This window comes from Micromonospora sp. LOL_021 (assembly GCF_048060215.1).
Classification (GTDB): Bacteria; Actinomycetota; Actinomycetes; order Mycobacteriales; family Micromonosporaceae; genus Micromonospora_E.
The window spans coordinates 130,574-151,458 of sequence record NZ_JBHMIN010000007.1 but is presented as its reverse complement, the minus strand read 5'-3'; the positions used below and the strand labels follow the sequence as shown (position 1 = coordinate 151,458).

The window sequence follows — 20,885 nt, the reverse complement described above, 5'->3', positions numbered from 1 at the left end:
ATCACTGTGATCACCTTGAGCCGTACGGCTTGGAGAAGATCCCATGAGTCTCGCAGCGGTCCGTGCCCGGCTCCAAGACGTCCTTAAGGATCTTGCCGCCGAGACTCAGCGGTTGGCGGTCATTCGCCGCGATCTTGAATTCTCTCGATCCCAGCTGGAAACGATCACCCGCAACAGCCGACATCAAGCCGTAGCCGACACGATCATGACCATCACGACTTCGATTCGACGAATCGGCGAAGCCGAAAAGCTTTCTCATGCCAGCGCCTTGGGAGTCGTCGCCTACGGGCGAATCCTCGGATTCGATCTGGCCGCCGGGGTTGCCCGCCCGACCAGCAAGGACGGCCATCATGGTGCGTCAAACGACAGCACGTCGGAAGGACGCGGCGAGACAGCCGGAACCAAGGCTCCCCAGTGGCTCCAGGACGCGAGCCGGCAACTCCCACGTCGCGGCAGGAAGGGTCCGACTCATGGCCTACTCTACGATGCGAGTGGTAAGCAGATGATTTCACCGCCGTTGACACAGGGAGGAGGAGCCCTCCGTAGCGGCGGGGTGCCAGACGCTCGGGCAGGAATCCGGGCAGACTGGCACGCATTGGCGCAAGTCACTCGTGAACACGTCGAAGCACACGCTGCCGCCGTCCTCCGTAAACCTGGCAGCCCCACCGAGGCGACGCTGGTAGTAAACAAGCCGAGTTGCGTAACCCGGGGCGAATACGTCGGATGTGACGAGGTTCTGCCCGGACTGATACCCGAAGGGAAGCGACTGGCCGTGTACCTGTGGGACGGCGACAGCGCCACCTTGCAGCGTGTCTACACCGGCACGGGGAAAGGTATCCGGCAATGAGCTACGTGGTGTCGTGGGACGGGCCGTCCGTGGAGGAGCCCGATCGCGGGCGCGAAGTCGAGGTGTCGACCGTCGAAGAGCTCGACATGGTCCTCGACCAGGTGCACCGGCAGGCCGCCGAGGACGGCGTCGCGTACGCGGTGCAGATCCACCGTCCCACCCGGCATGGCGCGATCATGATCGGCGTCGGGCATCCTGACCGGTCCTTCGTCGACTGGCTGGACCGCAGTCAACCGCACGGCACCGGCAACCGGTACGCCGTCGACCCTGACGTCGAACCTGCGGACGCCCCGGTTGCCTTCGACGTCTACGGCGACTGGGCCGAGCTGCCGCCCATACGTACCAGGATCGCCACGGCACAGGCCCGCGAAGCAGCCCGCCACTATCTACGCACCGGGGAGCAGCCACCCTTGCACTGGCTGGGTGGCTGAACGACGCACGGTACGGGTGGTGGGGCGTCCGCCCGGTCGGACGCCCCACCACCGTGGCGCACGTCAGGCGACGGCGCAGGGGGTGCCGTTCAGGGTGAACGAGCTGGGCCTACCACTGTTGCCGGAGTGGGTGGCCTGGAAGCCGATGCTCTGCGAGCCGTCCGGCGGGATGGTGGCGTTGTAGGACATGTTGCGGGCGGTGACCGCGCTGCTGGTCGGCGAGTACGTCGCGTTCCAGCCGGAGATGATGGACTGCCCGGCCGGCAGGGTGAACGCCAGGGACCAGCCGTTGATCGCACTGCTGCCGGTGTTGGCGATGGTCACCGAGGCGACCAGCCCGTTGTTCCACGCGTTCACCCCGTAGGTGACCCGGCACGCCTCGGACGGCGGCGGCGTGGTCGGCGGAGCCGTGGTCGGTGGGGCGGTCGTCGGCGGAGCCGTGGTCGGTGGGGCGGTCGTCGGCGGAGCCGTGGTCGGCGGCGCGGTGCCGTCGAGGCCGAAGAAGCGGATCACCTGGGCGGCGTCGACCGGCAGGTTGTGCCCGACACCCTGCATGCTGATCGCCTCGACCGGGGCCATCGGGCCGGAGCTGCCGTACCGGGTGCGGGTGTAGTTGCCCTGCGGGCTGTCGGTGTAGGTCGGGGTCTGGCTCAGCCCGTGCACGTTGGTCCACTGTTTGATCTGCTCGGCGAAGTTCGGGTAGCGCAGCGTGTCGTCGTTGGTGCCGTGCCAGATCTGCATCCGGGGCCACGGTCCGGAGTAGCCCGGCAGGCTGTTGCGGACCGCGTCGCCCCACTGCTGGGGGGTACGGACGATCTGCCCGCCGGAGCACTGGCTGTTCCACTCGGAGCCGCCGGTGGTGGCGAAGCAGGTGAACGGCACCCCGGCGAAGGACGCACCGGCGGCGAAGACGTCCGGGTAGACGCCGAGCATCACGTTGGTCATCATCGCGCCGGACGAGACACCGGTGGCGAAGATCCGGTCCGGGTCGGTGTTGTAGCGCTGCTCCACGTAGCTGATCATCGACCGAATGCCGACCGGGTCGCTGCCGCCGCCCCGGGTCAACGCCTGTGGGGAGTAGACGTCGAAGCACTGGCTGCTGCGGGTGACCGACGGGTAGATGACGATGTAGCCGTACCGGTCGGCCAGGGACGCGTACTGGGTGCCGGAGTAGAACGCCGGTCCGGTGCCGGTGCAGTAGTGCATCGCGACCAGGATCGCCGGACGGGGCGCGACCCGATCCGGCACGTACAGGTACATGCGCAGGTTGCTGGGGTTGGTGCCGAAGTTGGTGACCTCGGTCAGGGTGGCCGCCGAGGCGGGTGCCGCGAAGGTCAGTGCGGCGGCTGCGGCGGTGACGGTTGCGGCGGTGGCGGCCAGCATCTTGGCCATGAGTCTCATGTGGTTCCTCCGGAACGCACGCAGAATGGGGTCTACGCGGGGCTGCCCAGGCTCCCGCTTTGCTCCGGCTCGAAACAGTTACTAGTATCGATAGAAACGGTTCGAGATTCAAGGTCGACGCCGAACCGGCATCGAGACATCTACATAGAAGCGCTTTGACACTCCGTAGCATGAGCCGGGCCGATGCCCCAGATCAAGCGAAAGGTTGGCGAATCGGTCGTGGACCACGCCCCCACCCACCCGGACCACCCACCGGCGACCGGCAGGCCGCCCGAAGGTCAGCGACGCGGACGCCGCCGTGGCGATCTCTCCGTCGCGACGATCGCCGAACTGGCCGGCGTCTCGAAACCCACCGTCTCAAAGGTACTCAACGGACGGTCCGGAGTGGCCCTGGAGACCCGCCGCCGCATCGAAGCACTGGTCCGCGAGCACGGCTACCAGCGGCCCGGCTCGGCCTCCCCGACCGCCGGCATCGAGGTCGTCTTCTATCAACTCGAGAGCCACCTGGCGATCGAGATCCTGCGCGGGGTGGAGCTGGTCGCCCGGACCAACGAGCTCGCCGTCGGGTTCACCGAGGTGCAGGGCCGCACCGAACCAGGGCGATCCTGGGCCGAGCAGCTGTTGGCCCGTCGGCCGGTCGGGGTGATCGCCGTCTACTCCGCGTTCACCCCGGAGCAGCACGCCCAACTCGCCGCCAGTGCCATCCCTCTGGTCGCCCTGGATCCGGTCGGCGAACCAGCCCACCCGACCCCGTCGGTCGGTGCCACCAACTGGAACGGTGGCATCACCGCAACCCGTCATCTGCTGGACCTCGGGCACCGCCGGATCGCCGTGATCAGCGGCCCGCTCGACATGCTCGGTGCCCGCGCGCGGCTGGAAGGATGCCGGGCGGCGATGGCGGCCATCGGCGTACGGCTCGACGACGACCTGGTCCGCAGCGGACGGTTTTTCTTCGAAGACGGCGAGGCATACGGTCGTGAGCTGCTCGACCGGCCCGACCGCCCGACGGCGGTGATCTGCGGCAACGACCTGCAGGCCCTCGGCGTCTACAGCGCCGCCTGGCGGCTCGGCCTGCGCATCCCGGACGACTTGAGCGTGGTCGGCTTCGACGACATCGACAATTCCCGCTGGTGTTGTCCGCCGCTGACCACCGTACGCCAGCCACTGACCGAGATGGCGTCGACCGCCGCCGGAATGGTGCTCGCCCTGGCCAGCGGCGGCGTGTTGCCGCAACACCGGGTGGAGATCGGCACCACTCTGATCGTCCGGGGCAGCACCGCACCCACGCCGGCGACCGGGTGATTCCGCCGACAGTCGAACATCTACTTTACCAATAGAAGCGGATCAATTACTCTCAGTGTGGCACGCGACCCGATCGGGGTGGTTGTGAACACGCCACACGTACCTGCCTTCGCCGCTCGCCAGCCGACCAGGGCCGTCGAGTTGCACGACGACGGTGGCCTGACCCAGGTCCTGGCCTGGGACACCGACACGGATCGACGTCAGGTCCGCACCGCCGCACCGAACGGGGTGTCCGCCTGCGACATCGAACCGGACGGCCGGCACTTCTGGTGGTTCGACGCGGACCGGACCGGCGTCGGTGTCTGGCGCCGCCAGCCGGTCGATCCCGGCCAGACGGCAGCCGGCCAGACGGCAACCGACCAGGGGGCGGCAGACCGGGAAACGGCTGGTCCGCCGCCGCTGGCGCTCACCGGGCTACCGCCCGGCCGGCAGCACGGCATCGCCTTCGACGCCACCGGCCGCCGCGCCGCCGTCTGCGTCGGCACCGGCCGGCAGACCCGCTGCTACGTAGGAGAACCGGGCGGACCGGGCCACCTGGCGGCAATCAGCGCCGGCTACACCACTCTGGTCGACCTGACCGCCGACGGACACACCCTCGCGCTCGCCGCCCGCGCCGACACCGCGACGGCGGTCAGCGTCGTACGGCTCACCGACGGACGGACCGACACCGTCGCCGGCAGCAGCCAGCAGCGGATCTGGGCACTGGAGTTCCGCCCCGGCGACCGACCCGAGCCTGAACTGCTGATCGTCATCGAGACACCGGACCGGTACCAGATCGGCATTTGGCGGCGCGGCCGCGGCATCGAACTGTCCCGCGGCCTGTCCTACGACTCGGAGGTCACCGCCCACTGGTACGGCGACGACGGGCGGATCCTCGTCCAGCACGACCGGGCCGGGCGCAGCCGGCTGCTGCTGGCCGACCCCGAAACCGGTGAGCAGACCACCGTCGCCACCCCACCCGGCACCGTCCTCGACCTCACCGCCGCCCCGGACGGCACCATCCACTACGTATGGACCAGCGACTCGGTGCCACCCCGCCGACTGGTCGTCCACCCCGGTACGGCCGCTCCGCCCCCGGCCCGCCGGCCCCGACCCGCCGCCAACCCCGCCGCCGACCCCGGACGCACCGAACTGTGGACCGACCAGCCGTACGGGCGGATCCACAGCTTCCTGGCCACCCCACCCGGCACCGGACCGTGGCCGACCCTGTTTCTGGTGCACGGCGGGCCGTACCTGCACGACCGGGACGCCTACGACCCCCGGGTGGAGCTGCTGGTACGCACCGGTTACGCGGTGGCGCGCACCAACTACCGGGGATCGACCGGGTACGGGCCACGGTGGCGACGGGACTTCGACCATCGGGTCGGGCTGGCGCAGCTGGAGGACCTGGCCGCCGTACGCCGGAAACTGATCGACCTCGGCGTGGCCGAACCGGACCGGATCGGGCTGTGCGGCTACTCGTGGGGGGGCTACCTCGTGCTGCTCGCGATGGGCGTCGCGCCGGTCGACTGGGCGGTCGGTCTCGCAGTCTGCCCGATCGCCGACTACCCGGCGGCTCACCGGGGCGCCACGGCGGCGCTGCGCGACGTCGACGACGAACTGTTCGGCGGCGGGCCCGACGACGTACCGCAGCGGTACCACGCCGCAGACCCCACGACCTACCTGGACCGGGTTCGCGGACCGCTGTTCATCGCCGCCGCCACCGACGACGAACGCTGCCCGCCGGGCCAGATCCGCCGCTACGTCGCCGCACTGCGGCACCGGCGCGTGCCACACCGGCTGCACTGGATGCCCGGCGGCCATCACGGCGACGCCGCCGGGCAGACCCGAACCTTCGACGAACTGCTCCGGTACGCCGACACGGTGTTCACGCCGACACCGTGCGGCGACCGGACCGAAGCCGGACGACCGAAGTGGACGGTCGCCCGTTCCTGACAGCCAGCCAGGGGAGGGAGGTGAATGGTATGAAGCGACGCAGCGTACGTCACGACCCGATCACCACCAGCGAGCGGGAGCGCGGGGCGGTCATCGTCAAGATGCTCCTCGACATGGACCGGGCAGTCCCGGCCAGGCGGCACGACGTGACCGAGGCGGCGGCCGACAAGGCACCCGCCAGCGAGTGACAGGTCCGTGCTGACCGCACGATCGACGGCGTCGTTCCGGAGCGCGAAAGCGCCTGCCGCTCCGGAACGACGCCCACCACCGTCGGAGAGGGGCCGGAAGTGAAAGTCGTCCTGCTGCACATGCCGTGGGGTTCGATCGACGTGCCGTCGCTGGCGCTGGGCATCCTACGCGCGACAGCCAGCCGGGCCGGTCACGACGTGCAGGTCCGCTACGCCAACATCGACTTCGTCGACTGGGTGACCGGGGTCACCGACTTCACCCTCGCCGACTACCGCTACTTCTCCGAGTCTTCCTACTTCCTCGGCGCCGGGGACTGGGTCTTCTCCGGGCTGCTCGACGACGAGGACCGGCCGTTCGACCCGTACGCCCGGCTGCTCACCGAAGGCGGCTCGACCGACGCCGAGATCGCACTGACCCGGGCGATGCACCGCCTAGTGCCCGGCTTCATCCGCGAACTCGCCGCCGAACTGGCCGCCGCCGCCCCGGACGTCGTCGGATTCACCACCACGTTCCAGCAGAACGCCGCCAGCCTCGCCGTCGCCCGCCTGGTCAAGCAGGCACGGCCCGGCACCCGGATCGTGTTCGGCGGGGCCAACTGCGACGGTCCGCAGGGAGCGGCGCTGCACCGCAACTTCCGCTACGTCGACTTCGTGGTACGCGGCGAAGGCGAGGTCGCCTTCCCGCGACTGCTCGCCGCCCTCAACGCCGTCACCGACACTGTGACCGGCGCCGCCGACGGGTCCGGCCGGGTCGGCTCATCGGGACTCGCCGACATCTCCGGGCTGTGCTGGCGCGACGCCGACGGCGTCGCCCGGGCCAACCCGATGTCGTCGCGACCGCTGCCGCCCGGCGACATCGTCGCGCCCGACTACACCGGCTACCTGGACCGGCTGGACGCCTCGGCGGCAGCCGACTGGGTGGCGCCCAGGCTGGTCGTCGAAGGCTCCCGCGGCTGCTGGTGGGGCGAGAAACACCACTGCACGTTCTGCGGACTCAACGGTTCGTTCATGCAGTTCCGTAGCAAGAGCCCGACCCGCTTCCTCGACGAGGTCCTCGACCTCGCCCGACGCCACCAGCTGCTCGACTTCATCGTGGTCGACAACATCCTCGACATGGCCTACTTCGACTCGGTGCTGCAGCGCCTGGCCGAATCGGAGTACGACGTCCGCCTACACTTCGAGGTCAAGGCCAACCTGCGCCGACGGCACTTCCAGCAGCTCAACGACTCCGGCGCGGTGCAGGTCCAGCCAGGCGTGGAGAACCTCAGCAGCCACGTGCTGCGGCTGATGGACAAAGGGGTGACCGGCTGCCAGAACGTGCGGGCGCTGCGCGACGCGCAGAGCGCCGGTGTGACGGCCAGCTGGAACTACCTGTACGGGTTCCCCGGCGAGACAGCGCAGGACTACACCGGCGTGATCGACCAACTGCCGGCACTGCACCACCTGGAGCCGCCGATGGGGGCCGCCCGGATCGCCATCGAACGGTTCAGCCCCTACTTCGACCGCCCCGAGCTGGGATTCACCACCCTGCGACCGGCACCGCAGTACGCCGAAATCTACCGGCTGCCCGAGGCGGAGCTTGCCGACCTCGCGTACATCTTCACGTCTGTGCCGCAGGGCATCGACCGGACCCGGGCCGACAAGCTCGACGCGGCCCTCGCCACCTGGCAGGCGCGGTACCCGGTCAGCCGACTGACCTACCAGGAACTGCCGGACCGGATCGTGCTGGTCAGCCAACGCGCGGCCTACGACTGGACGGTGCTGGAGCTGACCACGGCACCGGAGATCGCCCTGTTCCGGCTGCTCGATCAGCCGCGTACCGCCGCCACCCTCGCCGCCAAGGTGCCCGGCGGGGCGGCGGTGGTCGTACCGCTACTGGACCGCTGGTCGGCGCTGGGCATCCTGTTCCACGACGACGGCTACCAGGTGCATCTCGCGGTCGAGTCCGACAACCAGGTGCTGGCCCGGACGGACCACCGCCGGACCACCGCCGCTCGGCACAGTGAGGAGGAACCGCATGCCGTCGTCGTCGGCTGACGTCACCGCGCAGACCAGCCCGAGCAGCCCGCCCGGGTCAACCGGCCCGACCGACTGGACCGGCCCGGCCGACTGGACCGGATGTGCGATCGAGATCGACCTGTCCCGCGACTACCTGCCCGACGCCGCCCAGGTCACCGGGATGTCGTTCGGCACCCGGCGGATCACCGGCGCGTGGCGGCCGCTGGTGGCGGAGCTGCGCCGGGCCGGCGTACGGCATGCCCGGCTGCCCGTCCCGGTCGACCTGTGCCCGGACGCCGGGGCCGCGTCCGGCCGCGCCCTGGTGCTGCTCCGGGAACTCACCGCCCACGCCGTCGCGGTCGACTGGGTGGCCCGCTGCCACGACGGCTGCGCTGGTCAGGGCCTGTTCGACCATCTGTACCCGCCGGACCGGGTCGACGGCGCCGCCGACGACCCGGCGGTACGTGGTTGGCGGGACGCGTTCTTCCTCGGCAAGTGTGTGTTCCGGCGCGGGCCCGGGTTCGTCGAGGTCCGGGACCGGCGAGCCGGTGCGCTGGAGCTGTTCACCATCGACCAGCCGGAACATCTGGTCGCCATCGGGCAGCTGCTCGAAGGGGTACCGGCCGGACAGGTGCCCGCGCCGGTGCGCCGTGACCTGGCCGACGCCCGGCTGATCGCCACCCAGGCCGGGCGGTTGTGGTGGCTGCCGACCCCGGCGTACCGCTGGCCGTTCCCGGCGCTGGCCGTATGAGGACCGACGTTTCCCGTCATCGACCGTCTCCGCGAGGAGGGACATGGACACCGTGACCGGTACGGCGACGCAGCCCGAGGTGCCGTACATCGCCGACCCGTACCCGACCTTGGCCCGGATCCGGTCCAACGGTCCGGTGTCGATCCTGCACAGCGACGATGGGCTGCCGATGTGGGTGATCGCCCGGTACCGGGACGTGCGGGCGGCGCTGGCCGATCCACGGTTCGGGCAGGACGCCCGCCGCGCCCAGGCGCTCGCCGACAACCGGGTCGCCGGGGTGACCCTCGGCGGCGACGTCGTGCACATGCTCAACAGCGACCCGCCGGAGCACACCCGGCTGCGGCGACTCATCCATGCGGCGTTCACCGCCCGGCGGGTGGCCGCCATGCGGCCGATGGTGGACCGGATCACCACGTCGCTGCTCGACGACATCGCCGGACGCCGGACGGTGGACCTGGTGAAGGACTTCGCCTTCCCGCTGCCGATGCTGATCATCTGTGAGCTGCTCGGCTTCCCGGCCGAGGACCGCGCCGCGTACCGCGCCTGGTCGACGGCGATCCTCACGCACAGCGACGACCCTACGGACTTCGCCACCGCGCTCGGTGAGATGACCGACTACATCACCGGGCAGCTGCGGCACCGACGGGCCCATCCCGGCGACGACATCCTGACCGGCCTGCTGGCCGCCCGCGAGGCCGGCGAACTCACCGACGACGAGATCGTCGGAATGGTGTTCCTGCTGCTGATCGGCGGCCACGAGACAACCGTCAACCTGCTCGGCACCGCCACGCTCGCCCTGCTGCGCCACCCCGACCAGCTCCGGTGGCTGCTGGCGAACCGACCGGCGCTGCCGGCCGCGATCGACGAGTTCCTGCGCTACGAATCGCCGGTCAGCATGGCGACGCTGCGGTTCACCACCGAGCAGGTCGACATCGACGGGGTACGGATTCCCGCCGGTGAGCTCGTGCTCGTCTCGCTCGGCGGCGCCAACCGGGATCCGGACCGGTTCCCCGACCCCGACCGGCTGATCCTGGACCGGGGCGACCCCGGACACCTGGCGTTCGGCCACGGTCTGCACCGCTGCCTAGGCGCGTTCCTCGGCAAGCTCGAAGGCGAGCTGGCGCTCGGCGCCCTGCTGGACCGGCATCCCGGGCTGACACTCGCCGCCGACGAACACGAACTGCCGTGGCGGAACACGATCATGCTCCGAGGGCTGGAATCGCTGCCGGTGGCCCTCGGTGACTGACTCCGTGACTGAGTCCGTGACCGACTCGGCGCCTGATTCGACGACTGAGACTGCGGCGGCCGGGACAGCGGCCCGGCGGTTCCGACCGCGACTCAGCTTCGCGCCGCTGCGCTCGCGCGGCTACCGCCTGCTGTTCGCCGCCGAACTGGTGTCCGTGTTCGGCGACGCCTTCCACGCCGTCGCTCTGCCGTTCCTCGTCTACCAGCTCGGCGGTGGCGGGCGTGAGCTGGGCCTGCTGGTCGCCGGGTACGGGGTGTGCCGGCTGGCGACGACACCGCTGGGTGGGATTCTGTCCGACCGGATCGGACCGTGGCGGGTGATGCTGATCTCCGATCTGAGCCGGGTCGTCTTCACCGCCGGCATCGTCGCGGCCGCCGTCGCCGACGATCCGTCCGTACCGGTGATCGCGGTGCTGGTCGCCGGAACCGGCCTGGGCGCGGGCCTGTTCCAGCCGGCTGCCTACGCGATCACCCCACGGCTGCTGCCGGCCGATCAGCTGCAGGCCGGCAACGGGCTGCACAGCACCGCGAGTTTCACCGCCGGGATGATCGGCCCCGGGGTGGCCGGGCTCGTCGTGGCGGCGCTCTCCCCGGCGGTGGCGTTCGGCGTGGACGCGGCGACGTTCGCCGTCTCGGCGGTCTGCCTGGCGATGATCGGCGGCGTCGCGCGGGGCACGGCGCCACCGCCGCCGGTCGACGGCGACCCGCAACCGGGCAGCGTGGGACCGGACGGCGGCGCACCGCCGTCGGACGCACCGCCGGTCGGGTTCTGGCGGCTGCTACGCGAATCGGCGCTGCTGCGTACCGTGCTGCTGGTGACCGCCGCCGCCAACCTGACCGTCGGCGGCATGGTCCGGATCGGGCTGCCGTCGCTCAGCAACGGCGAGCTGGCGGCCGGCGCGGGCGGGCTGGGTGGTCTGCTGGCCGCGTTCACCGCCGGCTCGCTGGTCGGTGGGCTGTTCTCCGCCGGCCTGGCCGGGCTGCCCCGACGCGGCGCGACGGCGATGCTCGCCGGCATGGTGCTGGGCCTGGCGATCGCCGCCGTGCCGTTCGCCGGCTACCTCGGCGCCGTGGTGGCCCTGGTGGTGGCCGGTCTGGCCAGCACCGTCACGAACGTACTGGTGATCACCACCATGCAGCAGAGCACCGCGCCGCACCTGCTGGGCCGGGTGATGAGCGCGATCGTCTTCGCGGCACTGAGCCTGTTCCCGCTGTCCACGGTGACCGCCGGCCTGGTGGTCGACCGGTACGGCAGCACGGCGGTCTTCCTGGCCTCCGGGGCGACCCTGCTGGCCGCGTTCGTCTTCGGCCTGTCCCGCCGCGAGCTGCGGCAGCGGTGACCCGGTCACCAGTTCACCAGTTCACCCGCCGGATCAGTGCCCAGTCGTGGTCATCGTTTCCTCTACAGACAGTCACTTCGATGTGTTCGTCCAATCCACCGGTCCCGGTGCCAAGCACGTCGAGGCAGAGGTTCGAGGCGGTGTTGATCAGCCGATAGAACTGGGTGTCGCCGTACTCCACCGTGGGCTGCAGTCGCCAGTACTGGTTCTCGTCGTCGAAGCAGCCGGTCTCGTACACCCTGGTTCCCGCCGGGACCGAGCCGAGGCCGGGCAGGTCCAGGCAGTACTGGGAGGTGATGCTACGAATCCAGTACAGCTGGTTGCCGGCGGAGTCGACCCGGCGTGGGACGAAGGCATACTCCTGGTTGTCCTGGCTGTGCACGTAGCAGAGGTTCTGCAGGACCGGTCCGTCGCGTGGCCCGGCGGCGATCCCCGGAATGTCCAGGCACATCTCGGTGGCCAGGTTGTAGACGAAGAACGGGCCGTACGCACGGTCGGTCCCGTCGGCATCCGTGGCCTTGACCGGCGGCTGGTCGGAGGCGCTCGGCGCCGGGGCGCTCGGCTTGGTCGCCTGCGTCGTCGGCGCCGGCTGCGCGGGCGCTGCCGGCGGGGCGGTCGGGGCGCCGGTGGTTGCCCCGGCCTTGGGTTTGGGCGTGGTGGTCGGGCTCGCCGACGGGGAGGCGGCGGCAGGCGGGGCCAACCTTGGATCCTTTGCGTACTCGGCCTCGAAGCGGCCCACCTGCTCGGCGAGGGCCAGGATCCCGTCGCCGCCCGGCACCTCGGCCAGCGTACGGACCGTCGGGTCGCCGCGGAGGAACGCCGCCAGTGCCAGCGGATAGTCGTCCGGTCCGGTTCCGGGTATGGCCTCCAGGAGCGCGCACATGGCCTGGCCGAGAGCTGGAACAGCCGAGGCCGGGTTCCACGGCGACGCCGTTGACGACGGCCGGGCGTAGGTCACCCATGTCTGGGGGAGGAACTGCGCGATGCCCTGCTCGCCCAACGGGCCGAGCCGCTGTGGATCGAACGCGGAGGTCGCCATGATCTGCGCGGCGACCCGAGCCGGGGGCAGCTGTGGGCAGACCGCACCAGCAGCCTGGATCAGTTCGAGATACGCATCCGGCACCGGCGACGGCGCGGCGTCGGTGGCGGCCCGCACGACGGCTGGTACGAATGTCTCGGGCGCTGCGTCACCACTGCCACCGAACTCCGGCTGCAACGTGTACCAGATGGTGTACCGCTCCACGGTGTCGATGTACTCCTGGGCGCCGGCCGGGACGTCACCAGCATCGACGACCGGCTCCATGCCGACCCAGTGCGCCGCCAACGCCAGCTGCCACCGGTCGCCGTCGATCTGCAGCACCCTAAGCTGGCCGACCAGCTGACACATATGGTGGGCGAGGGCGGTGACGCTGGCTTCCCGGTCAGCCGGCAGCGCTTCCTCCCACGGTGCCCATTTCTGCCACACGGTCGGCACCAACCCGGCGACGCCCTGCCCGCCGACCGAGCGCACCGCCTCGACCGGCAACCCCGAGAACCGGGACGCGACCATCACCTGACCGGCCAGTCGCGCCGGGGTCAAGGTGGGACACGACTTGGCGGCCTCGGTCAGCAGCCGAAGATCCGCGTCGGACACCCTGGTGCCGGGCAGCGGCTCACCGGCGTCGGCCGGGCTGGGTGCCACCGAGGCGGTCAGGGCAACCATCGTGACCAGGCCCATGACCGCTCCGGTGAGGATCCGGAACTGACTCCTCATCGAGACTCTCATCGCTTCGCCTCGTTCGGCACCGATCTCACACCTTTCAGCCAGCACCGGACAGAGGCACCGTCCGAGCCCGGCGCAAGGGCACAGAGTGCTCATGGTGGATCGTTTGATGATACGTGCGGGCGAGCGCGGGCAGGGATGATCGAGGTGAATCCCTAGTGATCAGCTGGCCAGCACCGTCACGAACGTACCGGTGATCACCACCCGCGCCGGACCGGCTGACCTATGGTGTCATCGATCACAGCACCGCTCGCCGGGTGGACGGGCGGGCACCCCGGCACGGCGCCACCGCACTCCGCTCAGCCGAGGGTCATCGGCACCCGGCTGGTTTCGTCCGCCACCACCGTCACCCGCTGGGCTGCGGCGACGTCCTCGCCCGGAACCCGTACGGTGAACTCGTACTCCCCCGGTGGCAGGTCGGTCCAGGCGTACTCGCCGCGCGCGTCGGTCATCCGGGCGATGTCCTCGGACAGTTCCGCGGGCATCGGCCAGCCGACCGTACGGACCTCCACCGGGATCACTGGTAACGGTTCACCCGCCGGGTTCCGTACCTCGATGATCGCCGTACCGCGACCAGCTACCGTACCCGGCGATGCCGAGGGCCCCTCAGGCGATCGCTGGTCGGAGACGGGGGTGTCCGGGCCGGTTGGCACCGACGGTCCGGGCGAACTCGATGATTCAGTCGCGCAGCCCGCCACCAGCAAGCTGACGATCAGCACCGGCAGAAGCGCACGTCGTACTGGCTTCATGGCCAGTCCTCGTTTCATGGCCAGTCCTCGAATCACGTCATTGTTCGATCACACAGAGTATCAGAACTCTGGGTGAGGTGCGGCTCGTCGCGCCGACCCCCGCCCGGCGACCGGGTTGTGCGGTCACCGGACGGGCTGTCGACTTCGTACTACAGGTCCCGCCAGTAGATGAAGTTGTTGAACGCGGACTCGGTGATCCGCGGTCCGCTGTTGTGGTTGTTGTTCGGCGCACCGCTGCCATGTAGGCCGTGCGCGTGCACCGCCACGGCGCAGGGACCGCAGTCGGTCACGGAATACGTGTAGACGGGTCCACCACTGTTACCGCCGACCGTGTCGTGGTGGTAGAACAGCTCGGTGGACTGGGTCACCCGGATCTGGTCGGAGCTGGCCCACTGGGTGCCGAAGGACTTGTCCCCGCTGTAGCCCCGGTTGTAGGTCGACGTGCCATTCTGACTGGCGGAGGTCCACATGAACCCGAAGGTTCCGGTGCTGTTGCCGACCGTACAGTTGAGCTTCATCGCACCGTAGTCGTAGCCGTTGATGAAGCTGTTCACCCATCCCGCAACCGAGTGCAGGCTGGCTACGCTGCACGAGCCGTACGGCGTGGAGCCGCCGTCGCGTCCCGGCCAGACGGTGAACTCGTTGCGCGGGTACCACGCGGTGCCGTTACGGGGATAGACGCAGTGCCCGGCGGTGATCAGCGTGTCGGCACCGATCATCCAACCGGTGCAGTGTCCCCGGGTGACCCCACCGGAGGTACGGGTGATCTGGACCGTGGAGCTCGCCGGCCACCAGTCCGCCGGGGTCGTCTGGTAGCGGTTGTCCGTACCGATGATGCTGCTGATGCCGATCTCGCCCGGCTCGGTCTTGCCTTCGACCTCAGCGGCGGGCGCTCGGTCCGTCCCGTCAGCGCCGCGCCGCGCCGCCGGACGGGTGGCCCGGACCATCGTCTCGTCGATCCGCTCGGCGAGGACCGCCGGGTTGATGGTTTCGCCCGTGTCGGAGACCGGGGTGACCATGTCGACGGTGCTGGTGGGTGTGGCCGCGGCGGGTGTCGCCGCGGCAGCCAGCGCCAACGCCGCCGTCGCGACGAGGACACCGAGCGTCCGGCGCGCCTTGCTCTCCATGGAACCTCCCGATGATGAGGTGGGTGTCCGGTTGCCTCTACTCGGACGTATTCCCATAGGTGAATCTTCATCGTCTCCTCCTCGCTGGCGAGGCATCTGTCCTTGAACCAACAGTTATTCGACTAAGGTCGATGAGATCATCGACGGCAGGCATCGACCGGTTGTCGGTACGATCGGATAGCCGACAGACGCGCCCGGCCGCATCGGCGACTCCGTAGCCTTCTCGTCGCGAAACAGGAGGAGGCTGCGTGTCGCAGGTACGTGTCGAGGTCGCTTTCACACCGCTGACCGGCGATGACGATTTCGTTCTCGACCAGCTCACCGAGGAGCTGGCAGGCGATCTTCGTGAGGTCGGGGAGGTACGGCGCGTCCCGCTCGCCCCCGATCCGGCGAGCAAAGGCATCGCGGAGCTGGCCCTGGCAGCCGTCACCGTACTGACCAGCGTCGACCCCTCATACGTACAGTCGCTGGTCGATGTGATCGTGGCGTTCCTGCAACGCCACACCGGCCGCCGCATCCAGCTACGCGTCGGCGACGTCGAGTTGACAATCGATCAGCCCACGCGGGGAGAGACCGCCGAACTGATCGAGACGGTACGGACCGCGATCGAAGCGGGCCACCGCTGATGGGCCGGCACGCGCTGCTGCTCGGCACAGCCAGCTACCACGCCGATCGGCGACTCCGGGCGCTGCCCTCGGTACGCCAGGACGTCACCCAGCTCAAGACGCTACTCGACGGCAGCGGCGGCTTCGACACCGTCGACGCCAAACTGGACCTGCCGGTCGCACACCTACGCCAGGTCGTTGAGGAGTTCTACGGCCGGTGCGGCAGAGACGACCTGGCCCTGCTGTACTACTCCGGGCACGGCGTGCTGCACGAGGACCGGGAGTCGCTGTTTCTCACCGCCACGGATTCCCACGCCGGACAGCTGCACGCCACCGCCTTCGATGTCGACGGCACCCTGCGGCATCTGCTGAACAGCACCAAGGCCAGTCAGAAGGTCGTCCTGCTGGACTGTTGCTTCTCCGGAGCCTTCACCGCACGGCACCGGTTCCGGGGCGGCGTACGGGAGGAACCTCGCCGGGGCAAGCGCGAACGAGGCACCTTCGTCCTGACCTCCAGCACGCACATGAAGGCGTCGAAGGCGCAGGGGCCCGATCGTCCGTCGGTGTTCACCGAGGTGCTGCTCGAGGGGTTGCGCGGTGCGGCCGACGGGTCCGCCGACGGCTGGGTCACCACCAACGACCTCGCCCGTTACGCGATGACCGAGATGACCCGACGTCGGCAGCACTCGCCGGTCGAATCGAGCGAGGGGGTGACCGAACCCATCCGGCTGGTCACCGCGCCGGACTCGGCGGCCGCCCGGGCGCGACCTGACGCCGGCCCGACCAGCCCCGCCGACGACGCCCCGTTCGACGCCGACCAGTGGCGCCGCCTGATCACCTACTACGTCAACTGCATGGAGCGCTCGGCCGCCCTGCGGTCCTTCATCGACCCGCAGGCGGTCAGCACGTACGCTCCGGCACCGTCCGGTGCCGAGGCGGTGTTCACGGCGGCCTCCCCGGTCCGGCTGACCGGCCGGGCCGCCGCGCTGGCCACCCGGGCCCGCGCCGACGGCAAGGAGTTGCAGTACGGCTATCCGGTCGTCGCGGTCCGCCCCGCCAGGCAGCAGCCGGTACGGTTGACGCCGCTGCTGATCTGCGACGTCACGGTGGGCACCGACGATGTCGTGCACGCCTCCTTCCCGCCACGACCCGGCCCGGCGCTGCTCGACCTGCTGCAATTGTCCGACGTGGAGTCCGATGAACTGCTGCAACGAGTCGGGCAGGTCTTCGTACCCGGTGACCCGGCGGCCCTCACCGCCACCGTCGACCTGCTGATCAAGACGTTCGGTATGACTCCGGTGGCGGACCTCGACCCGACTGCGCTGGTCGGCCCACCGCGTCCCGGGCCACTCGACCGGGTGCAGAACGCCGCGCTGCTCTACTCCGTTGACGCCACGGCCTCGCCGCAGCAGCAACTCGTCGTCGACCTGCAAAGCATGATCAAGAATCCACGGCTCATCGACCGGACGGCGTTGGCAACCCTCGCGGCAGGCCCGGGTGAGGAGGCTCCGGCACCGATCGCGACAGTCGCGCTGGCTCCGGCCAACGAGGCGCAGGAGGAAATCATCCGGGCCGCGATGTCGCAGCCGTTGACCGTCGCGCAGGGTCCACCGGGGACGGGTAAGAGCCAACTGGTCACCGCGCTGCTCGCCACCGCCACCGCCGCCGGCCAGAGCGTGCTGATCGGCTCCACCAGCAACCAGGCGGTGGACGCGGTGTTCGGCCGGGTCGGCGAACTGGTCGGTCCCGGGCTGGTGCTGCGCACCGGGAACAAGGAGCATCGGCTGCAGGAGCCGAAGCACATCGCCGACCTGATCGCCGCGTACCCGCCGGCCGAAAGCCACCAGGCGCCCGACGATCGGACACCGCTGTACGAACTCCGCCTGATCGCCGACGAAATCAACGGCCTGCGGCAGAGCCTGGACGATCAGCGGCTGCTCGAACGCGACCTGGCCGACCTCGCGGCCGAGCGCCGACCGGGACCGCGCCACGAACACCGGGCCGGTCGCGATGCCGCAGCGGCCGGGCTGCCGGACGACGACGCGGCGCTCGCGCGGCTGTACCGGCTCACTGACCGTGCCCTGACCAGCCGGTGGCTCGGCTGGTGGTACCGCTGGCGGCTGCGTCGGCACGGCGCCGGCGACCAGGATGCCATCCGGACCCTCGGTGAACGCGCCGTCATCGAGCTGCGGTGGCGGGATTGCCGGCGACAGGCCGACGCGCTGCCCGCTGCCGAGACGTCCTGGCAGCGGTTGACCGAACTCATCGGCGTCGAGCGGCCTCGGCGCAGTATCGAACTACTGCGCGCCCAGATCGCCCAACGGGTGACGTCCGGGGCGCGGCTGTTGCAGAACCGGGCCGACGAGATGACTAAGGCCAAGCCGGACAGCTGGGCCTACTTCCCGGAGCTGCTCCGGGTGCTGCCGGGCTGGGCCGTCACGGCGCTGTCCGTGCGATGGTTGCGGCGGGAACCGGCGATGTACGACCTCGTCGTGATCGACGAGGCCGCGCAGTGCACCGTGCCGGCCATCCTGCCCATGCTGTACCGCGCCAAACGGGCACTGATCATCGGTGACCCCCGGCAGCTGGCACCCGTCGTCGAGCTTACCGACGCCGACGATCTCGCCGAGCAGGTCAAGGCCGGGCTCGGCACCGGATGGTTGAACACCCGACGGCTGCGCTACGCAAGCCATTCGGCGTACGACGCGTTCGCCGCAGCGGCTGGCACGGCCTATCTGCTCGACGAGCACTACCGCTGCCACCCGGACATCGTCGACGCCCCCAACCGGGAGGTGTACCAGGGCCGGCTCACCGTGCTGACCGATCCGGCCCGGCTGACCGCGCCCGCCGAACCGGCCATACGGTGGCGCGACGTGCCAGGTACGTACAACTACGGACCGACCGGATCCGGACGCAACGACGTCGAGATCGCGGCGGTGGTGACCGAGGTGGCCGAACTTCGCGCGGCCTTCCCGGAGGCATCCATCGGAGTGGTCACACCGCTCGCCGCGCAGCAGCGCGGCCTGAAGTCCGCGCTGCAGGCCGCCGGCCTGTCCGAGAACCTGCTCTGCGCGACCATCCACAGGTTCCAGGGCAGCGAACGCGACATCATGGTCGTCTCACCGGTCGGTGCCCACGGCATCGGTGAGCGCACCCGGGACTGGCTCGCCCACCAGACGAACCTGTGGAACGTCGCCATCACCCGGGCCCGATCCCAGCTCGTCGTCGTCGGCGACCGGTCGTGGTGGTCGGGCCAACGGGGCCTGCTCACCGCCGTGGCCCTCGGCCACAGGTCGACCACAGCGCTGCCGGACGCCGTCCCAGGGCCCGCCGATCAGCTGCACCGTGCCCTACGCGAGGCCGGAGTCGCCGTACAACGGGACGTCGCCGTGGCCGGGCAGACCGCCGATCTCGTCATCCGCCAGGCCGGTCGGGAAATCGCCGTGTACGTCGACGACCCGGCCGGCGATCCGTCCGGCCGCGCCCTGCGCAAGGTCCTTGCCCGCCTCGACGTCGCCGCCCACCACGGCACCGTCCGCCGGGTGCCCGCATGGCGTTGCCTGGCCGAACCGGAGCAGGCGGCTACCGAGCTGTCCGAGCAGCTCCGTCACCTGGATGGTCGACCGAGCAGTTGAACGCAGGTCCGCCCACTCCAGTTCGTACGTTGATCCGGCCGTCGAGGGAACCGTCGTTGTCGTCACATCGGCGCCGAGACAACCGTGTGGGTTCCCTCGGCGCCGCCGAGCCCTGGTCTCGTCTGGCCATGTCATAGCTCACCGCCCCGACGCCGTGATCGTCGCCCACCAGCCGACGACAAGGTGAGAACCACTTCGAGGGCTGCCCCGGTGGCGTCCACCGGGGCGGCTACGGTCCCGTCGAAGGGCAACCGGTCCGGCCACACCCGGCCCAGCCTGCCGAACAACTCCTCGTAGCCGGACAGCTTGCGGGTCAGCACCGACAACTGCTCACCGCCAGTGTCGAACTCCACGAAGAACGGCACACCGACACCCCGCACCGTCCACAGGCCGTACCCGTCCGGGCGGACCCGAGGCTGAAAGGCGCGCACCAGACCCGGATCCTCCGGCCGGGTGAACGCCCCCGAGCGTTGGCACGCCGCCTCCGACAACCACCGCCCCAGACGGGCCTCAGGGTGGGTGCGGGCGTAGCCGGCGAGGTCGGTGAAGAATCCGTTCACGCCGAGCCGGTGCTCCAGGGTGCGGCTCGATGTCCACCGGCGCCGCTCCACCCGGGCATGATCCCGACGCGGTGGCCGCTCATCACGGCCAGCGGCCACGACCTCCGCGCCGAGCTGGTCGATGACGTAGGAGGACCTGTACCCGGATGCCCGGCCGTGCCTGGCGGCGCTGCGCGAGTCAGGGCTGCAGGTCGGCCTGGCCGGTAACCAGACGGCGCGGGCGGAGACCATTTTGCGGGTCCTCGACCTGCCGGTGGATGTCATCGGCACCTCGGACGGCTGGGGCGTGGAAAAACCGTCTGCCGCGTTCTTCGACCGGGTGGTCGCCGAGGCAGGTTGCCAGGCTGACCAGGTGCTCTATGTCGGGGATCGGTTGGACAACGACATCCGGCCCGCGCAGCAGGCGGGGATCGCGACCGCCCTGATCCGTCGCGGCCCGTGGGGGCACATCCTCGACGACCAGACGGTCATCGACCGTTGCCTGTTCCAGCTCGACTCGCTGGCAGAGCTGCCCGACCTCGTCCGCAAGCACAACGAGTCAGCTCGCTGACTATCCCGAGAGCGCGGCCCGGCCGGCGGTGAGAGCGGCGACGCGTTCGTCGAGCAGTGCGCCGTGTCGGCTGTCGCCGAGCGTCGGACGGACGGATCGGACCCGGTCGAGGCCGGTGCCATACCAGTCGGTGTGTAGGGCGTCGACGGCCTGGTTGAGGTAGTCGGCGGCGCGGTCGCCGTCACCGCCATGCGCGGTCGCGAGGTCGGCGAGGACAACGCTGCGCTGCTTGGCGCTGGTGCCGGGGAGCGTGGCGAGCGCCTGGTTGAGCTGGACGGCGGCTTCGCTGTGGTCGCCGCTGGCGAGGGTTGTGTACCCGGCGAGGTAGCAACCCGGGTGGCGAGAGATCCTCGCTCGGCGCGCGGTGACACAGAGGGCAAAGAGGTATGAACAGCAACTATTCACCCTGCGCGGTTACGGTCGGAGCAAGGTAACTCCTTTGCCAGGCGTGCGACAGCC

General features: G+C 70.0%; 16 protein-coding genes and 2 pseudogenes. 12 read left to right on the top strand and 6 right to left on the bottom strand.

All coding sequences use genetic code 11. The features are described 5' to 3' along the window. The first annotated feature begins 43 nt into the window (after positions 1 to 43). Positions 44 to 847 carry a DddA-like double-stranded DNA deaminase toxin gene (locus ACFHWT_RS07910; RefSeq protein ID WP_416593911.1) on the top strand — a complete coding sequence of 268 codons (804 nt, stop codon included), beginning with the start codon at positions 44 to 46 and terminating at the stop codon, positions 845 to 847. Continuing rightward, the gene (locus ACFHWT_RS07905; RefSeq protein ID WP_123600277.1) at positions 844 to 1,278 is read left to right on the top strand and encodes an Imm1 family immunity protein; all 435 of its coding nucleotides are present in this window, start codon (positions 844 to 846) and stop codon (positions 1,276 to 1,278) included. Before ACFHWT_RS07910 ends, ACFHWT_RS07905 begins: the two co-directional genes overlap by 4 nt. 63 nt (positions 1,279 to 1,341) lie before the next feature. On the opposite strand, the gene ACFHWT_RS07900 is transcribed toward ACFHWT_RS07905, so the two are convergent. Then, a complete protein-coding gene (locus ACFHWT_RS07900) occupies positions 1,342 to 2,679 on the bottom strand; it encodes a PHB depolymerase family esterase (RefSeq protein ID WP_416593910.1) in 1,338 nt (445 codons plus the stop codon). Between the two features lie 183 nt (positions 2,680 to 2,862). Between ACFHWT_RS07900 and ACFHWT_RS07895 the strand changes: the two genes are divergently transcribed. The 7 genes and pseudogenes from ACFHWT_RS07895 to ACFHWT_RS07865 all read left to right on the top strand — a co-directional run bounded on the left by ACFHWT_RS07895 (position 2,863) and on the right by ACFHWT_RS07865 (position 11,438). Further along, the gene (locus ACFHWT_RS07895) at positions 2,863 to 3,981 is read left to right on the top strand and encodes a LacI family DNA-binding transcriptional regulator (RefSeq protein WP_416593909.1); all 1,119 of its coding nucleotides are present in this window, start codon (positions 2,863 to 2,865) and stop codon (positions 3,979 to 3,981) included. A 78-nt stretch (positions 3,982 to 4,059) separates the two neighbouring features. Continuing rightward, positions 4,060 to 5,930: pseudogene (locus tag ACFHWT_RS07890) on the top strand (prolyl oligopeptidase family serine peptidase); the annotation flags it as partial. A gap of 15 nt (positions 5,931 to 5,945) precedes the next feature. Continuing rightward, complete coding sequence (locus tag ACFHWT_RS07885) at positions 5,946 to 6,104, top strand: hypothetical protein (protein ID WP_199757461.1); 159 nt, start codon at positions 5,946 to 5,948, stop codon at positions 6,102 to 6,104. Positions 6,105 to 6,203: 99 nt separating this feature from the next. Further along, positions 6,204 to 8,141, top strand: a complete 1,938-nt coding sequence (locus tag ACFHWT_RS07880) for a RiPP maturation radical SAM C-methyltransferase (protein WP_416593908.1) — start codon at positions 6,204 to 6,206, stop codon at positions 8,139 to 8,141. Next, on the top strand, positions 8,122 to 8,853 hold the full coding sequence (locus tag ACFHWT_RS07875) for a DUF5825 family protein (protein ID WP_416593907.1): 732 nt from the start codon (positions 8,122 to 8,124) through the stop codon (positions 8,851 to 8,853). Before ACFHWT_RS07880 ends, ACFHWT_RS07875 begins: the two co-directional genes overlap by 20 nt. A gap of 43 nt (positions 8,854 to 8,896) precedes the next feature. Beyond that, complete coding sequence (locus ACFHWT_RS07870) at positions 8,897 to 10,099, top strand: cytochrome P450 family protein (protein WP_416593906.1); 1,203 nt, start codon at positions 8,897 to 8,899, stop codon at positions 10,097 to 10,099. Positions 10,100 to 10,115: 16 nt separating this feature from the next. After that, the gene (locus ACFHWT_RS07865; RefSeq protein ID WP_416593930.1) at positions 10,116 to 11,438 is read left to right on the top strand and encodes an MFS transporter; all 1,323 of its coding nucleotides are present in this window, start codon (positions 10,116 to 10,118) and stop codon (positions 11,436 to 11,438) included. Between the two features lie 13 nt (positions 11,439 to 11,451). On the opposite strand, the gene ACFHWT_RS07860 is transcribed toward ACFHWT_RS07865, so the two are convergent. The 3 genes from ACFHWT_RS07860 to ACFHWT_RS07850 all read right to left on the bottom strand — a co-directional run bounded on the left by ACFHWT_RS07860 (position 11,452) and on the right by ACFHWT_RS07850 (position 15,076). Beyond that, positions 11,452 to 13,191, bottom strand: coding sequence for a hypothetical protein (locus tag ACFHWT_RS07860; protein WP_416593905.1), 1,740 nt, complete (start codon positions 13,189 to 13,191; stop codon positions 11,452 to 11,454). 308 nt (positions 13,192 to 13,499) lie between these two features. Further along, a complete protein-coding gene (locus ACFHWT_RS07855) occupies positions 13,500 to 13,949 on the bottom strand; it encodes a carboxypeptidase-like regulatory domain-containing protein (protein WP_416593904.1) in 450 nt (149 codons plus the stop codon). Positions 13,950 to 14,098: 149 nt separating this feature from the next. Then, positions 14,099 to 15,076 carry a trypsin-like serine peptidase gene (locus tag ACFHWT_RS07850; protein WP_416593903.1) on the bottom strand — a complete coding sequence of 326 codons (978 nt, stop codon included), beginning with the start codon at positions 15,074 to 15,076 and terminating at the stop codon, positions 14,099 to 14,101. A 248-nt stretch (positions 15,077 to 15,324) separates the two neighbouring features. Between ACFHWT_RS07850 and ACFHWT_RS07845 the strand changes: the two genes are divergently transcribed. Both ACFHWT_RS07845 and ACFHWT_RS07840 read left to right on the top strand, forming a co-directional pair. Next, positions 15,325 to 15,702, top strand: a complete 378-nt coding sequence (locus ACFHWT_RS07845; RefSeq protein ID WP_416593902.1) for a hypothetical protein — start codon at positions 15,325 to 15,327, stop codon at positions 15,700 to 15,702. Continuing rightward, on the top strand, positions 15,702 to 19,316 hold the full coding sequence (locus ACFHWT_RS07840) for a caspase, EACC1-associated type (protein ID WP_416593901.1): 3,615 nt from the start codon (positions 15,702 to 15,704) through the stop codon (positions 19,314 to 19,316). Before ACFHWT_RS07845 ends, ACFHWT_RS07840 begins: the two co-directional genes overlap by 1 nt. A 131-nt stretch (positions 19,317 to 19,447) precedes the next feature. On the opposite strand, the gene ACFHWT_RS07835 is transcribed toward ACFHWT_RS07840, so the two are convergent. Beyond that, entirely contained in the window at positions 19,448 to 20,107 is a 660-nt protein-coding gene (locus ACFHWT_RS07835; protein WP_416593900.1) for a replication-relaxation family protein, read from the bottom strand. Here ACFHWT_RS07835 and ACFHWT_RS07830 point away from each other — a divergent pair. Next, positions 20,007 to 20,426 (top strand): annotated as a pseudogene (locus ACFHWT_RS07830) (HAD family hydrolase); the annotation flags it as partial. The gene ACFHWT_RS07835 and the pseudogene ACFHWT_RS07830 overlap by 101 nt on opposite strands. Here ACFHWT_RS07830 and ACFHWT_RS07825 read toward each other — a convergent pair. After that, entirely contained in the window at positions 20,427 to 20,831 is a 405-nt protein-coding gene (locus ACFHWT_RS07825; RefSeq protein WP_416593899.1) for a hypothetical protein, read from the bottom strand. Positions 20,832 to 20,885: the final 54 nt, after the last annotated feature.

Bases quoted from the DNA above. Each gene is read 5' to 3' on its own strand.
- ACFHWT_RS07840 (WP_416593901.1), top strand. From the start codon at position 15,702: ATGGGCCGGCACGCGCTGCTGCTCGGCACAGCCAGCTACCACGCCGAT.
- ACFHWT_RS07900 (WP_416593910.1), bottom strand. From the start codon at position 2,679: ATGAGACTCATGGCCAAGATGCTGGCCGCCACCGCCGCAACCGTCACC.
- ACFHWT_RS07875 (WP_416593907.1), top strand. From the start codon at position 8,122: ATGCCGTCGTCGTCGGCTGACGTCACCGCGCAGACCAGCCCGAGCAGC.
- ACFHWT_RS07855 (WP_416593904.1), bottom strand. From the start codon at position 13,949: ATGAAGCCAGTACGACGTGCGCTTCTGCCGGTGCTGATCGTCAGCTTG.
- ACFHWT_RS07850 (WP_416593903.1), bottom strand. From the start codon at position 15,076: ATGGAGAGCAAGGCGCGCCGGACGCTCGGTGTCCTCGTCGCGACGGCG.
- ACFHWT_RS07835 (WP_416593900.1), bottom strand. From the start codon at position 20,107: ATGGTCTCCGCCCGCGCCGTCTGGTTACCGGCCAGGCCGACCTGCAGC.
- ACFHWT_RS07895 (WP_416593909.1), top strand. From the start codon at position 2,863: ATGCCCCAGATCAAGCGAAAGGTTGGCGAATCGGTCGTGGACCACGCC.
- ACFHWT_RS07910 (WP_416593911.1), top strand. From the start codon at position 44: ATGAGTCTCGCAGCGGTCCGTGCCCGGCTCCAAGACGTCCTTAAGGAT.
- ACFHWT_RS07870 (WP_416593906.1), top strand. From the start codon at position 8,897: ATGGACACCGTGACCGGTACGGCGACGCAGCCCGAGGTGCCGTACATC.
- ACFHWT_RS07860 (WP_416593905.1), bottom strand. From the start codon at position 13,191: ATGAGGAGTCAGTTCCGGATCCTCACCGGAGCGGTCATGGGCCTGGTC.
- ACFHWT_RS07885 (WP_199757461.1), top strand. From the start codon at position 5,946: ATGAAGCGACGCAGCGTACGTCACGACCCGATCACCACCAGCGAGCGG.
- ACFHWT_RS07905 (WP_123600277.1), top strand. From the start codon at position 844: ATGAGCTACGTGGTGTCGTGGGACGGGCCGTCCGTGGAGGAGCCCGAT.